The 15,383-nt window shown below is 39.6% G+C and carries 16 protein-coding genes; 2 read left to right on the top strand and 14 right to left on the bottom strand.

The window, feature by feature from the left end:
- Nucleotides 1-171: 171 nt before the first annotated feature.
- The 13 genes from lpxA to ACYSN2_RS00210 form a co-directional block, all read right to left on the bottom strand.
- A complete protein-coding gene (lpxA, locus tag ACYSN2_RS00270; RefSeq protein WP_461748253.1) occupies nt 172-960 on the bottom strand; it encodes an acyl-ACP--UDP-N-acetylglucosamine O-acyltransferase in 789 nt (262 codons plus the stop codon).
- Nucleotides 960-1,421, bottom strand: coding sequence for a 3-hydroxyacyl-ACP dehydratase FabZ (gene fabZ / locus ACYSN2_RS00265; protein ID WP_461748252.1), 462 nt, complete (start codon nt 1,419-1,421; stop codon nt 960-962). Before fabZ ends, lpxA begins: the two co-directional genes overlap by 1 nt.
- Before the next feature lie 207 nt (nt 1,422-1,628).
- The gene (gene lpxD / locus ACYSN2_RS00260) at nt 1,629-2,672 is read right to left on the bottom strand and encodes a UDP-3-O-(3-hydroxymyristoyl)glucosamine N-acyltransferase (RefSeq protein ID WP_461748251.1); all 1,044 of its coding nucleotides are present in this window, start codon (nt 2,670-2,672) and stop codon (nt 1,629-1,631) included.
- Nucleotides 2,673-2,674: 2 nt separating this feature from the next.
- Nucleotides 2,675-3,211, bottom strand: a complete 537-nt coding sequence (locus ACYSN2_RS00255; protein WP_461748250.1) for an OmpH/Skp family outer membrane protein — start codon at nt 3,209-3,211, stop codon at nt 2,675-2,677.
- An 11-nt stretch (nt 3,212-3,222) separates the two neighbouring features.
- Nucleotides 3,223-5,760, bottom strand: coding sequence for an outer membrane protein assembly factor BamA (gene bamA / locus ACYSN2_RS00250; RefSeq protein ID WP_461748249.1), 2,538 nt, complete (start codon nt 5,758-5,760; stop codon nt 3,223-3,225).
- 90 nt (nt 5,761-5,850) lie between these two features.
- Nucleotides 5,851-7,227 (bottom strand): RIP metalloprotease RseP, encoded by a 1,377-nt coding sequence (gene rseP / locus ACYSN2_RS00245; protein ID WP_461748248.1) that lies wholly within the window; start codon nt 7,225-7,227, stop codon nt 5,851-5,853.
- 186 nt (nt 7,228-7,413) lie between these two features.
- Entirely contained in the window at nt 7,414-8,607 is a 1,194-nt protein-coding gene (gene dxr, locus ACYSN2_RS00240; protein WP_461748247.1) for a 1-deoxy-D-xylulose-5-phosphate reductoisomerase, read from the bottom strand.
- A complete protein-coding gene (locus ACYSN2_RS00235) occupies nt 8,604-9,491 on the bottom strand; it encodes a phosphatidate cytidylyltransferase (RefSeq protein ID WP_461748246.1) in 888 nt (295 codons plus the stop codon). The genes dxr and ACYSN2_RS00235 overlap by 4 nt, the downstream gene beginning before the upstream one ends.
- Nucleotides 9,492-9,494: 3 nt before the next feature.
- Complete coding sequence (uppS, locus tag ACYSN2_RS00230; protein WP_461748245.1) at nt 9,495-10,208, bottom strand: polyprenyl diphosphate synthase; 714 nt, start codon at nt 10,206-10,208, stop codon at nt 9,495-9,497.
- Nucleotides 10,209-10,217: 9 nt separating this feature from the next.
- Nucleotides 10,218-10,775, bottom strand: a complete 558-nt coding sequence (frr, locus tag ACYSN2_RS00225; RefSeq protein ID WP_461748244.1) for a ribosome recycling factor — start codon at nt 10,773-10,775, stop codon at nt 10,218-10,220.
- A gap of 64 nt (nt 10,776-10,839) precedes the next feature.
- Nucleotides 10,840-11,010 (bottom strand): hypothetical protein, encoded by a 171-nt coding sequence (locus ACYSN2_RS00220; RefSeq protein ID WP_461748243.1) that lies wholly within the window; start codon nt 11,008-11,010, stop codon nt 10,840-10,842.
- 11 nt (nt 11,011-11,021) lie between these two features.
- Complete coding sequence (gene pyrH / locus ACYSN2_RS00215) at nt 11,022-11,753, bottom strand: UMP kinase (protein WP_461748242.1); 732 nt, start codon at nt 11,751-11,753, stop codon at nt 11,022-11,024.
- A 159-nt stretch (nt 11,754-11,912) separates the two neighbouring features.
- The gene (locus ACYSN2_RS00210; RefSeq protein WP_461748241.1) at nt 11,913-12,212 is read right to left on the bottom strand and encodes an accessory factor UbiK family protein; all 300 of its coding nucleotides are present in this window, start codon (nt 12,210-12,212) and stop codon (nt 11,913-11,915) included.
- 326 nt (nt 12,213-12,538) lie between these two features.
- On the opposite strand from ACYSN2_RS00210, the gene ACYSN2_RS00205 reads away from it, so the two are divergent.
- Both ACYSN2_RS00205 and epsC read left to right on the top strand, forming a co-directional pair.
- Nucleotides 12,539-13,297 (top strand): RNA methyltransferase, encoded by a 759-nt coding sequence (locus ACYSN2_RS00205; protein WP_461748240.1) that lies wholly within the window; start codon nt 12,539-12,541, stop codon nt 13,295-13,297.
- A gap of 46 nt (nt 13,298-13,343) precedes the next feature.
- Nucleotides 13,344-14,171, top strand: coding sequence for a serine O-acetyltransferase EpsC (gene epsC, locus ACYSN2_RS00200; RefSeq protein WP_461748239.1), 828 nt, complete (start codon nt 13,344-13,346; stop codon nt 14,169-14,171).
- 379 nt (nt 14,172-14,550) lie between these two features.
- Here the strand turns inward: epsC and ACYSN2_RS00195 are convergent, their stop codons facing one another.
- Complete coding sequence (locus ACYSN2_RS00195) at nt 14,551-15,081, bottom strand: DedA family protein (protein WP_461748238.1); 531 nt, start codon at nt 15,079-15,081, stop codon at nt 14,551-14,553.
- Between the last annotated feature and the right edge of the window lie 302 nt (nt 15,082-15,383).

Raw genomic sequence — 15,383 nt, 5'->3', positions numbered from 1 at the left:
TTATTTCTCTGATTTTCATGCGCTAAAACCGAATAAAAATGGGCTATTCAAACCTCATACTTTCATCAATGATGAATCATATGATTTTCAAAAGCCCATTTTCGGTAATATCTAATAATGGTTCACGATTTCTATCGAATGTTATCGTTTAGCCATCAACCTGATCAATCCTTATCGAACAATTCCTCGATCTTCTGTTTCTACTAGAAACGTCACCATTTTCTCTAAATGTGGCGCTTCAACTGCTAACTTCTTGATTTCCTTAATTGCATCATGAAGAGGAAGATCTTTACGATAAAGTGCACGATAAGCATCTTTTGTTGCTTTAATCGCTTCCGGAGAATACCCTTTACGGCGCAAACCTTCAGAGTTAATGCCTGATGGCACCGCACGATAGCCCGCAGCTGTCACAAATGGTGGAACGTTACGATGAATTCCTGAAGAGAATCCTGTAATCGCGCCTTGCCCCACTCGGCAACGCTGATAAATCATGGAATATCCGCCCAAAATCACATCATCTTCAATAATCGCATGACCTGCTAAAGAGGCACCATTGGCAAAAATGGTTCGATTTCCTACGATGCAATCGTGTGCAATATGGCACGTTGCCATAATCCAGTTATCATCACCAATTTTCGTGAGCGCATGATCCTGAATGGTTCCGCGGTTAATACTGACATATTCACGAATCGTATTGCGATCGCCGATTTCTAAGAAAACTTGATCGCCATCTTGATATTTCTTGTCTTGTGGCACTTCACCAATGGAACTAAATTGATAGAAGGTATTATCTTCACCAATAGTTGTCGGGCCTTGAATCACAACGTGCGACATCAATTCGGTACCTTTGCCAATTTTGACATTCGGACCAATAACGCAAAAAGGACCAACCTTTACCATTTCATGCAATTCAGCTGTCGGATCAATCACCGCAGATGGATGAATTAATGGCGTACTCATTATTCAAAAGCCTCACGACGGGTACACATTAACTCTGCTTGGCAAACGAGTTTACCATCTACATATGCTTTTCCTTCAAACGCCCAAATTCCACGTTTTGCACGAAGGAACTGTACTTTAAGATCGAGCGTATCACCTGGCTCAACAGGACGGCGGAAACGTGCTTTATCAATGCCGACAAAGTAATAAATGGATTGATCCGTTGAATCGTAATCTTCTACCGATTTAAAGCTTAAAATCCCTGTTGCTTGCGCTAATGCTTCAAGAATCATTACGCCCGGCATAATCGGTTTTACAGGAAAGTGTCCTAAGAAATAAGGCTCATTGTACGTGACATTTTTACGAGCATGTAAGGTTTCGTTAGGAGTGTAATCAAGCACACGGTCAATCATTAAAAATGGATACCTATGCGGTAAGTATTTCATGATCTCATTAATATCAATTACTTTATTATCACTCATATTATTATTCTCTATTTTTTAATTTTCTAATTGTCATTTTGATATTTCACAACTCTGCTATCGAATAACATTCTATTCATAGCAACCTACTCATCAATTTATTCATCCATCTCTTATTAATGAAAAAGAGCTTCGTGACTTCTATCCTTTTGCCACTTTTATGAAAACCCTTCTTTAAATTTTTAAATTCAGATGTTAAACAGCAACTTATTCAACCTTTTCGTCGATCTGTTTTATATGTTTTTCAAGCGTTTTTACTCGATCGAAAAGATCTCCTAAACGCTTAATTCGTGCACTATTATAGCGCCACTCTTTGTTCTCTAATACCGGCGGTATTGAAGAGTACACTTTTCCAGCTTTCAGTGGCTGACTGACCTGAGTTCCGCCGGTAACAATCACATTATCTTCAATTTTCATGTGACCATTCATCCCAACGCCGCCGCCAATGACCACATTATTACCAATATCTGTGGAGCCAGCAATGCCGGTATAACCGGCAATCACCGTATTTTCACCCACAATACAGTTATGTCCTAACTGCACATGATTATCAATTTTCGTGCCTCGACCGACAATTGTATCTTCAATTGCACCACGATCTATACAACTTCCTGCACCAATATCAACATCATCCGCTAATACCACGCGCCCAAGTTGCGCGACTTTAATATAGCCTTGCGCCGTTCGCGCAAAACCAAAACCTTCTGCACCAATGACGGCATTCGGGTGAAGCACTACTCGATCACCCAGCTGACATTCATAACGAACGGTCACGCCTGAGAAAAGATAGCAATCATTGCCCATCACAACATCTCGCTCAACGGTACAATGTCCATCAATGTAACTACCATCACCGACAACCACATTTTCCCCGATCACGCTATATGCGCCGATCGTTACATTTTCGCCAATCTTTGCACTCTCCGCAATCACCGCTGTTTGATGAATACCGGAAAAATTACGAAAATCTTTCTGAAACAATTGTGTTACATACGCCCAAGCGGCATGGGTATTCCCACAGACAATTGCCGGCTGCGTGACATGCTCAAAATTTCGCTCGTCCACTAAAATAGCTGCAGCATTGGTAGTTTCTAAATATTGTCTATATCGAGGATTATGGAAGAAAGAGAGTGTTTGATCTTTTCCATGCTGAATGGTTGATAATCCTAAAATTTCAATAGAACCATCGCCATGTAATGTTACTTTTTCACCTTTTTCTTCAAGATAAGTGAAAATTTCTTGTAATGTCATTATTATTCCTCGTGCTCTTTTACAAGTGTTTGAAAAATAGGCTCTGTTAAGTAAAGCGTCTCTTTCGCAAATAGAAGCCCTGATTCTAAAATCAGATCATAATCATGATCTTGGGCATATTGTAAAATTGCGGTATTAATTTCTCTTTGTAATTTGTATAACTCTTCATTCTTTCGTAGATTAAATTCTTGGCGAGTATCGTTACTAATTCGAACAAATTCTCGTTCTAAATTCACGATATTACGCTCAATCTCTCTGACGGAAGATGCTTCTTCATTACTCAGACTAATCAGTTCTCTGCGTAATCCTTCAATTTGATCACGCTTTTTCAAAAGATATTGATCTCTTGCAAAAAACTCCTCATTTAATAACGAGTAGATATCTTTCTCTTCAATATATTTCTCTAAAAGGAGATTGATATCAACAACGCCTATTTTCAGATCTTGTGCAAAAGTTGGCGTTCCGCAAATGAGGAGAGCAGCAGTTATCAAAGCTGCTGCCCCTTTTTTAAATATGTGATGAATTTTCATAATCACCATTCAAGTATCCATTAATATGGGATACCGATAGAGAACTGGAATTTCTGTTCACGATCGTCATCTTTAGAATGGAAAGGTTTTGCATAAGAGAAAGCAAGAGGTCCAAGTGGGGATAACCACACAAAGCTCATACCCGCTGAATATCTTACATCTCCAAACTCCGGTTTCTTCGGTTTTGCAGTCACGTTACCTGCATCAAAGAAAATACTCCAACGCACATCATTATTATCTGTAAACCCAGGAACTTTCATGATCATCTCGGCAGTTGCGTTATAGCGCATTGCTCCACCTTTTGCATCATCAGTACCTTTATATTTAGGACCAATAGAGCTTCCTCTAAAACCACGAACAGTTCCTAAACCTCCCGCATAGAAGTTCTCATAAAATGGTAATCCTTTCGTATTCCCATAACCCCAACCCGCCATGATGTCACCACGTACAGATAATACATAATCATCTGTCTCTCCTAACTCATAGTAGCTCTGATGCTTCAAATGTACTTTATAGAATTTATCTGTTGAACCAGGAAGTGTACCTGATAATGTCGCACTATTAAGGCTACCATCTGAAGCAAAGATTGTTCTATTTCTAGTGTCACGATATACACCGACATTCATACGGTATAAATGTCGTTTACTCTTGTAAAGAGGTGTTCCATCCGCACAATAAACACCATTACCACACGATATGCCACTAATTTCTTTTACAACTTCCGCAGGAGATGAATAGGTTGTTTTTAGGTTAAGGTTTTCATAACCAATACCCGCACGAATAGAAGTATATTCACTCACAGGATATCCAAAGTTAAACATTAATGAGATACCATCGGCAATGTAGTTACCAGTGTCATCATAGTCATGTTTCTGCTTACTGTAGCTCAAAGATACCCCGGCACTTAAACCATCTTTAGTCATATATGGATTCATATAATCAATTCCATAATAACTACCGCTCTTATTGGTTTCTGCTTGAACGTTTAGCTCATGCCCTGTTCCCATAAAGTTTGGTTGATTAAAGCCGGCATTAATCCCGAATTTACTATCCATTCCATAACTTAAACCAAAAGTTATAGATCCCGCACTTCTCTCTTTAACGTTATACGTTAAATCAACCACACCCGGCTCTACTTGATTGGTGCTTACATTCACATCTTCAACGTGTGCTAATCTCTGAATACGTACACGAGAACGTTCAATATCACTCGCAACAAATCGCCCACCTTCCATCTGTCTTAACTCACGGCGGAAAACTTCATCACGAGTACGTTCATTTCCTTCAATATTAATACGATTTACATAAACACGCTCACCTTGGTCAATCGCAAAAGCATAACCCACAACAGCATCTGTTTCATTAATCTTAGGAATCGCATTCACACGCGCCAATGCATAACCTTCATTCCCTAATCGATCTTGAATAGCCTTAACGCTCTCATCGACGGTTTTAGCGCGGTAAGTATTTCCCTCTTCGATTGTCACTAAAGAGAGTAATTCTTCCTGATCGACGCTTGGGTAATTTCCCACAATTGTAAAGTCGCCAAAAGTATACTTTTGACCTTCATTGATATCGATATCTAAATAGATCGTATCTTGACTTGGACTGATGGTCGCACTTGAGTAGTTTACTTCTGCTTTCAAATAACCATTATCACGATAATATTCTTGGACCTTGTCTAACTCATCTTGAATCGTATATGGGTCATATCGATCTCCTGATGAGAAAATCGTTTTCAGGCTCGATTCACGCACTCGCATTTGACGAAGCAACTTACCATCTGAAACAGCATTGTTTCCCGTAAAGTTGATTTTTTGGATCTGACCTGTACGACCTTCTGAAATATCGAATTGAATTTCTGCCCTATTACGCGGCAACTCTACAATTCTAGGTTCGATAATAATCGCGTATTTTCCACGAGTTTCATATGCTTTGAGCATATTGTTTTTCGCAGTTTCTACAGAGGATCCTCTTAAGGTTTCCCCAGGTCTTAAGTTTGCAGCTGCAATGATTTCTGTTAATTGCTTATCTTTAAGATCCTTATTTCCATTAAAAGTCACTTTTGAAAGTACTGGAAATTCTGCTAATTCAATCACTAAATCAGAGCGAACGATTGTTTCTCTTGGCTGACAGCGTGGATCCTCAGGAGTACAAGGAATCTCTTCATACACATATTCAATTTCAGGCTCTTGCGCTTCTGTTCGAATATTACCAAAAGCACCGCCTTGTCTAATTGCCGAGCCCTGCTTTGGTCTTGCAACTTGTACCGTAATGGATTTAGGTCTTGTACGTCCTAAAATGCGTCCGTTTTCTGTTTTAACCGTGACATCTTTAAATAACCCTGTCGAATAAAGTCTTTCAACTAAATCTTTAACGTTCCCCGTCTGAACGGTCGCATCAGGATCCAATCCTAATGTCGTAAAAACGGCTCCTGGATTAATTTGCTCAAGACCTTCAATTCGAATGTCCTTTACTTCATATTTTTGCGCAAATGCTGTTGATCCAATGAGCAAACTTGTTGCAAAAAAAACTTTCTTTATATCGACAATTGCCATTTTAAAATTCTCTATCATTAGGGCATAGAAATGCATCTATAAACTGCGTTAATATACCGAATAACTGCAAAAAATCCAATATTTATCACTTTAAAACCATTTTGTAATATCGTAAAAAATAATCAAAGCCATAAATAAAAATAGAAATAACGCGCCCAATTGCATCACCATCATGGAAAGTCTTGCGGGGATTCTATTTCTCCCTGCTACGGCTTCAATGCCAAGACCAACCAAGCGCCCACCATCTAATACCGGAATTGGTAAAAGATTTAAAATACCTAGATTCACACTAAATAGTGCCATTAATTGAATAAAGTGAATCCAACCTGAATCCAATTTTTTACCGGCAACATCTGCAATCGATACAGGACCTGCCATGACATTAGGATGAATTTCACCGGTAATCATTCTACCGATAAACTTAAATATTAATAAAGAATTATAATAAGTATCTTTAATCGCATATTTAAATGAATCTATAATCGAATGTTTTTGTAATACTTGTAATGATTCAAATTCTGCCATAATTTCAGGATCAATATTACTCACACCAATCCCAAGCATAAAACGACCATTCCCATCTCTTGTCAGTTGCACAGGCACTTCTATGATCTGTTTATGACGCATTATTGTGAGATTTAAAAGATGCTCATTTATATCCTGCTGATCTAATTCTTGCATCTTTAAGAGGAGATCCTGCCAACTGTGAATTGATGTTTCATCCATTTTGATAATTTCATCATTTACCAAAATACCGGCATTAGATGATGCGCTACTATCTACCACAATACCGATAACAGGCGGAATCAGTGGCATATAAAGTGTTGCACCCAATAGCTGATCAATATACTCATTGGCATTTAAGCGAAGCGGTTCATCCATCTGAATCTCTAAAGTTTCCAATCGCCCATTACGCAGAACCTCAACGGTTGCTTCCCCATCATTTAAATGCTCTACAAATCCCATAAGCATCTCTTCTGCGGTTCGAATGGAACGACCTTCAATGGCAACAACCTCATCGCCTCGCTCAAATCCTGCAATTGCCATCACCGAGTTCGCTGGTGGCGTATCAATTTTCGCTTTAATTGCCGGCATCCCATATAGATAGAGCCCAAATAACAGCACAATGGCAAACAGAAGATTCACACCGGGACCTGCGGCGATTACAACAGCACGCTTCCATACAGGTTTTGCATTAAAAGTTTGGTCTTTCTCTGAGGGTTGGATGTCATGAACTCGTTCATCTAAAAGCCCAACATAACCCCCAAGTGGAATCAGCCCAATACGATACTCAACGCCATCTTTACCAACACGGCCCCAAACTTTTTTCCCAAATCCGATGCTGAAGGTCAGAACTTTAAATCCTAGTTTTTTAGCGGCATAAAAATGCCCAAACTCATGAATCGTGACAAGCACACCCATTAAGAGTAAAAAACCAAATACTGAATTAAAAAGTCCTGAAAACATTATTGATTCCTAAGTTACTAAAGATTACATGCCACAAAAGTATTCATAAAATCTTAAAATTCTAGTCATCGTAGAAGTCTTGATTGAATGCATGATACTTACTTGATGGATACTTTTATAAAGCTGATCCAATTCTACCACAAGCCAATATTTATAGATTTTTCAATCAGTTAAAATACTCACGTCTTAATATTGTGAATGAACCATCTTTTCGGCAATTTCCCGAATCGTTTGATCATAATCCAATAGAGCTTCTTCACTATCTAATGCCGAGTTAGAGATCGTCACCCCATCTAAAATCATTGCAACGTTATCGGAGATATCTAAAAAGCCGATCTTCTTCTGCAAAAACTGATCTACAAACACTTCATTTGCCGCATTCAAAGCCACCAAATGTGATGCTCCGGCAATTAAAGATTCTTTCGCCAATTTCAGTGCTGGAAAAGCAACTAAATCTGGCGCTTCAAACGTTAATGCTGGCATTGTGGTTAAATCTAAATCTTTTGCGCCCGATTTAATTCTCTCAGGATACGCCAACGCATGCGCAATGGGAATTGCCATATCTGCGCTTCCCATTTGAGAGATGAGAGAACCATCGATATATTCCACTAATGAGTGAATCATACTTTGCGGATGCACGACAACGCTAATCTTCTCTACCGGCATATCAAAGAGAAAGTGTGCTTCAATAAACTCTAAGCCTTTATTCATCAAAGTTGCCGAATCAATGGTCACTTTCGCACCCATTGACCAATTCGGATGCTTCAAAGCTTGCTCTAAAGTCACTTTGGAAAGCGCTTCCCGTGAAAATCCCCGAAAAGGACCACCCGATGCCGTTAATATCAAGCGTTTTACACCTTCATAAGAAGCTGTATGATCTGCATGTTTACTGAGAGACTGAAAGAGCGCATTATGCTCGCTATCAATAGGCAGAATCGTCGCACCAAACTTTTTCGCTTCCGCCATAAAGAGTTTTCCGCCCACAACAAGCGTCTCTTTATTGGCAAGCAGAATCGTCTTTCCTGCTCTTGCTGCAGATAAGCTCGATAAAAAACCTTTCGCACCTACAATCGCCGCAACTACCAAATCAATGTCTGCATCTTTTACGAGCTCGATGACTGCTTGCTCGCCTGATAATACTTCGACAGATAAACCCAGCTCTTTCACTTTTAAGCGAAGCATTTTTGCCGCAACTTCATCTTCTAAAATGGCGTACTTAGGCGTAAATTCCTGACAAAGCATTGCCATTTTATCAACGCTTTTATGCGCAACTAGCGAGTGAATTTGGTAACGATCTAAGTTTTCACGAATCACCTTTAAGGTAGAATCGCCGATAGAACCCGTTGCACCTAAGATAGAAACTTGTTTGAGCTTATTCATACAAATTGTAAACCTACAAAAAAGAGCGGTGCTGCGGCTGTTAATGCATCAATGCGATCCAATACGCCGCCGTGTCCTGGCAAGATATTACCGCTATCTTTCATTCCCGCAGAACGTTTGACTACGCTTTCAAATAGATCACCGGAGATCGACACAATCACCACTAATGCACTTAAAGAGACAAAATTCACAATTAAAACTACTTTTGAGCCATCAACCGGAAAGATCGGATTTTCGCCACTTGTGAAGCATAGAATCGAAATAAATGAAAAGATCACACCAATCACAAGTCCACCCATTGCGCCTTCAATGGTTTTTCCAGGGCTAATGCTCGGCGCAAGCTTTCGTTTTCCAAAAGCTTTACCTACAAAGTACGCACTGCTATCGGCAATAATAATGAGTAAAATCAGATAGAAGATAAAGACTAATCCCTGCTGAAATGCTGCTAGGGTAATAATGAGCGCCGATAGAGAGAGAATACTTGCAACAAAAAGAAACTCACGATTTGTCAAAATCGCTAAAGGCTTTCTTGCATGAATCGAAAGCAAAAATGGCATAGAGAGCCAGAAAACAGACATCACAACAAGAAGCGGATAGATAATCGGATTACCTTTCACAAAAAGTGCAAGTGATCCGGCATTCACGCCCTCAGGGTTCTTAGCACCGGCAATCAGCACAATTGTGACGACTAACAGCGTGATTCCGCCAACGGCTAAATAGATGCCTTTGGCAATACCTTGAAGCTTTAAGAGATTACTCCACTCATTCAGACCAATCATCGCTACTAGAAAAAGTAACAAAGAAAATGCCATCGTTGGCAGAAAAAGAATGGCGACAAGTGCCACTATTCCTAAAATAACACCTGTAATAATTCGTTGCTTCATGATTCATTTTCTCCCGCCAAATCGACGATCTCGCTGATCATATTCTAAAAGCGCTGCTTCAAATTCCGCTTCATTAAAATCAGGCCAATGACACTTTGCAAAGTAGAACTCCGCATATGCCAATTGCCATAATAAAAAGTTACTAATACGTTGCTCGCCACTCGTACGAATCAATAGATCTACCGGCGGAAATTCCTGTAGTGAAAGCTTACTTTCAAAATAGCTTTCCGAAATATCCTCCACACTCATCTCGCCTTTTGAGACTTCCTCGGCAATCTCCTGACATGCATTCACAATATCTTGTCTACCACCATAGTTAATGGCAATCACAAGATCTAGCACATCATTATCTTTCGTGATCTCTACGGCATTGAGTAACTTTTCTTTGAGTTTATTGGAAAGCGGGGATAAATCTCCAATAAAAGAGAGGCGTATTCCCGCTTTATGTAATGACTTGAGCTGACCTTCTATGGTTTGATAGAAAAGTTCCATTAAAAAGGAGACTTCTTCATCCGGTCTTTTCCAGTTTTCTGTTGAAAAAGCGTAAACGGTTAAGACCTTAATGCCATGTTTAATGGCACATTCCACACTTTTCTTCACAGATTTAACGCCAGCACGATGTCCTAGTGCGCGCGTTAAACTATTTTTTTCTGCCCAACGACCATTACCATCCATAATAATGGCAACATGCTGACATTTTGTTCTGCTTGTTCCCACAATAGATCCTTAGATTTCCATCAATTCTTCTTCTTTTGTTGCAAGAACTTCTTCGATTTTTTTCGTTGTTGCATCTGTTAACTTTTGGATTTCATCTTCTGTACGGCGTTGAACGTCTTCAGATATTTCACCCTCTTTTTCCATCGCTGCGATTTGGTTATTGGCATCACGGCGGATATTACGTACTGCCACTTTCGCTTGTTCTGCTTCACCGCCCACAAGTTTCACTAAATCTTTACGGCGCTCTTCTGTTAAAGGAGGAAGTGGAATACGGATAAGCGTTCCTGTTGTTGCAGGGTTTAAACCTAAATCACTATTAATGATCGCTTTCTCAATCGGTGCAACCATTGTTTTTTCCCAAGGCGCAACACCCAATGTACGTGAGTCTTGAACGGTTAAGTTCGCAACTTGGCTAAGTGGTACCATTGAACCGTAATAATCAACTTCAATGTGATCTAAAATTGAGATATGCGCACGACCTGTACGGATTTTACCTAAAGCTGTACTTAACGCTTCTACAGACTTTTCCATACGAACTCTTGCATCTTTAATAATATTTTGTGTCATAACTTTGTTCTCCAGTTTCTCTAAACAAGGAAACGCTCTCATGAATTCACGAGAGCGTTTCTAACTAAATCATTACTTTAAAAATCACTTTAAAATCTAATATCCTGCCTTGATAACTCAAGGTTTGTGAACATTGACGATCATCTTTCTGATAGTTTTTCGTCATGTTCATTACAATATCTGTTGCGATATTGATCGTCATTACCGTAACAATATCCGTAATCTTATTACACATGATTGCTAAAATTATTGAGGTGTTGTTTCTGAAACTAACGTTCCAACATTCTCACCTTTTACAACTTTCATTAAATCACCTTCATTAAAGATATTAAATACTTTAATCGGTAAATTATTTTCACGGCACATCACTAATGCCGTTGCATCCATGACGCCTAGGTTTTGGGTCAATGCATCTGTAAATGTAATGTGATCATAACGAGTTGCCGTAGGATCTTTCATTGGGTCAGCTGTGTAAACACCATCAACTTTCGTTGCTTTAAGCATGATATCTGCATTGATTTCAATCGCACGAAGCGCGGCTGCTGAATCTGTTGTGAAGAATGGATTTCCTGTTCCTGCTGCAAAAATCGTCACACGCTTTTTCTCAAGGTGGCGAACTGCACGGCGACGAAGATAATCTTCACATACTTCATTAATACGAATCGCACTCATCACACGTACATACACATCTCTTGCTTCTAACGCGTCTTGTAATGCTAATGAGTTCATGACCGTTGCGAGCATTCCCATATGATCACCAGCAACTCGGTCCATTCCTGCTTCTGCAAGTCCTGCACCACGGAAAATATTACCGCCACCGATCACAACGCCCACTTCAACGCCGATACGGTTTAATGCTTTAATCTCGTCGGCAACGCGCCCAATTGTCACTGGGTCAATCCCGTAATCCCCATCTCCCATCAAGGCCTCACCACTGAGCTTTAATAAAATGCGTTTATATTTAGGGGCTTGACTCATAACTGTACACTTCCTTTCTAGTAGATTTGAGACTTTATAAATAGGCTCTATCTTACTCTATTTCTGAGCGCTTTAATAGCCGTCAATGTCGACTGTTTTTACCAAAGCACTCACTTTTTTAACACTTCAGAACCAACAAACTAAAAGATATACCAAAGATTAACGCTCAGTATCTGAATGATCTTCTAATAATTTTTCTTCTGAAGACTTTCCATTTCCCGCCAACTTTTCTTCAAGCTCTTCCACTCGCTTTGTCAGCTGTTCTAATTTTTCACGGGTTTTTAAAAGCACTTTTTGTTGAATTTCAAACTCTTCGTAACGCACTAACTTAAAATTCGAAAGCGCTGATTCAACGCCTTCTTTCACGAGCCTTTCCGCTTCCCCATGAACATTTTTCACGCCATCTGGTAACGCTTCTTGAATTTTATCAGCAAGATCTTGAATAAAGTTTTTCGGCATATGAATCCTCTCTTTTTAACGAAAATTGTTATAATCGGTGCAGTAAAAATAATGCGTGACATATCTATCATCTCAACCTCATCAAACCATCTCTTTTCTCATATCATTAGATAAAATTGCTATATGTAAAAGATATTCAGCAAAAGCATCACGAAAGATTACGAGAAGTTCCATCTTACTTTAATACTGCTGCAAACAGCTTATTAAAATAGCGTTTACAGCATTGCTGAAAAAGAGAGTTCAAGCGTGATGAAATCGGCTGATTTTGATATAGAATATGCGCCATTATTGAATGTTTAAATTTTATCACAAAAGAGAGTCAAATAATGCAGACCGACGCGCCATTAAACGCTATTAGAATTGTTATGGTTAATACTTCTCATCCCGGCAATATTGGTGCCGCTGCACGTGCGATGCGTGTTATGGGGCTATATAACTTAACATTAGTAAATCCTAAAAAGTTCCCAAGTAGCGAAGCGACTGCTCTTGCAAGCGGTGCTTTAGATGTTTTAGAAAATGCCGTTGTCACAGAAACGCTTGCCGAAGCCATTCAAGATTGCCAATATGTTTTTGGCACAAGTGCTCGTAGCCGTCATATTGGCAAGCCGGAACTTCCGATAGAAACAGGTGCACAAAAGATCAATGATATTTTGCAAAATCAGCCGGATGCGAAAATTGCGATTCTCTTTGGCACAGAAAGAACCGGTCTTACAAATGAAGAAGTAGATCTTTGCCAAGAACTGTTCTATATTCCGACAGAAAACAATTATAATTCCCTTAATATCGCGCAAGCAATCCAGATCATTACCTATGAACTTCGCCGTCAAACCACGAAAGATGATCGCTTAGAGAAAAAGAGAGAACCACAATATGCAGGCGATCTTCCGGCAACCCAAGAAGCGATGGAAGGGTTTATTCATCATCTTGAAAAAACACTCGTGCAAACGCAATTCTTAGATCCGGAAAATCCGAAACATTTAATGAGAAAGCTCAGACTTCTCTATAAAAAAGCAGATTTAACCCAAGAAGAGATTAATATCCTTCGAGGCGCGCTCTCTGCATCAGAAAAAAACTATCGCCAATAAGCGATGATCAAAGAATCTTTGGACTCATTGGAGATCAAAACTTACCATGATAAAAACTATTAAAGAAGATATTCAAAATATCAAAAAATTCGATCCGGCTGCGAGAACTTCTCTTGAAGTAATTCTCTCCTATCCTGGACTTTGGGCTGTGTGGATTCATCGTGTCTCCCATAAATTATGGCAGATGAAACTCAAAACCATGGCACGCTGGATTTCTACTTGGAACCGCTTTCTTACCGGCATTGAGATTCATCCGGGTGCACAGATTGGTCGATGTCTTTTTATAGATCATGGAATGGGCGTTGTGATTGGAGAAACTGCCATTATCGGCGATAACTGTACGCTCTATCACAGCGTGACGCTTGGTGGTACAAGCCTTGAGAAAGGCAAACGACATCCGACCCTTGGCAATAATGTCGTTGTCGGTGCCGGCGCAAAAGTGCTTGGCCCGATTACGCTCGGTAATAATTCAAGCGTTGGTGCAAACTCTGTTGTGATTAAATCCGTGCCGGAGAATGTAACTGCCGTTGGTATTCCTGCGAGATTCTCGAAAGCAGATAAACCGAATGTAAAGAAAGAGATTGCCGATAAACTGTTTAACGCCTACGGCATGAGCCACGATATTGAAGATCCGGAAGCCAATGCAATTAATCTGCTTCTCAATCACATCGAAAAGCTCGACAAAGCCCTTTGCCAAATGCAGATGGAATTGAAAGCGCAAGATATTGACTTAGAAGTAGAATGGCCAACGATTCAAGATTGTTCTTTCGACAATGAAGGTTTACATATTCATAAAGAGAAAGCACCAAAAGCGGAAGAGTCTTCTAATCATTCCGAAATCAAAGATTCTTCAGAGAAAGATGCTAACAAATAATAATCGTTCATCATTACTGATGAGCGATTACCAATAAACAATGTTTTTAACGATCACTAAAACCGCTAACTTCCATGAAGTTTTAGCGGTTTTTTTCATTCTCGATTTTCATTCTCATTTTTCATTCATGTTTTCATTGACGTATTGCATGAAAGTTTCCATTTAAATCCTGAAAAACTCTTATTACCAACGTAAGAGATCACCATTTTCGTGTATACGATCTCAAAAGATAAATACTGCTGGCATGCAATATTAAGAAGAATGCAAGCATTCAACCCAGCCTTGCATCAACTTCTGCTTCCTCCATCAAATCGTCTAGAACTAGATAAAGCGGTCAAATTTCCATATGCAGATGAACGTTCAAAAAATGATAAACCCTCTACCCAATCCACTTCGATAACCATTGAATTCCAAATGCGCCCGGCGCTAGGATTCCAAATGCCCAGATCATTGCTGAGAGAATATTCGACCATTGAAAGTATCGTTTTGGCATCATACAAATGCCGGCAATGAGCGGAATTGTGGCACGGAAAGGTCCTAAAAACCTTCCTAAAAATACGCTCCAAATCCCCCACTTATCAAAGAAGCCTTGCCCTTTAACCAGAAGCTCCGGCTTTTTGGTAAATGGCCACATATTATAAACTCTGAGTTTATAGTGATAGCCAATGCCGTAAGAAACCCAATCTCCTAAGAATGCGCCCAAAGTTGCGGCAATCCAAACCATCCAAAAGGATAATCCTGATTCGCCGATTAAAACACTGAGCCCAACCAAAATTACCGTTGCCGGAATGAGGAGCGATACAAGCGCTAAAGATTCTCCAAAAGCGAGCAAGAAAATAATCACCGGCGCCCAATATTGGTGCTCTCTCGTGAACTCTGTAATGGTTGTAACAAATGATTCAAACTCCACTTCCCCATCCTTTTTGTTTGTATCCCGTTTTTATACGCAATTTTTTATGAAGGTTTTCATTATAAACGAATTCTGATTTCAGTTGAGGATACATCACTGCGCTGATTTAATGTATTGAGATAGGCTTTCTCTTTTGCTTGCTCTCTTTTTTGCTTCTCTTTTACTTGGTTCTCTTTTTTTGCTTCTATTTTAGAGCTGATTTGTGGCGGGAGAGAATACTTGCATGCTTATTACTACCGAGCGCCCGCGAAACATGATCACTTCTATTTAAAGTTCTAAAAGAATTAATATGCTGGCGCGAG

Source organism: Ignatzschineria sp. LJL83 (genome assembly GCF_054871845.1).
Note: the sequence above shows the minus strand (reverse complement) of the source record. Positions and strands in the feature narration are given on the sequence as shown.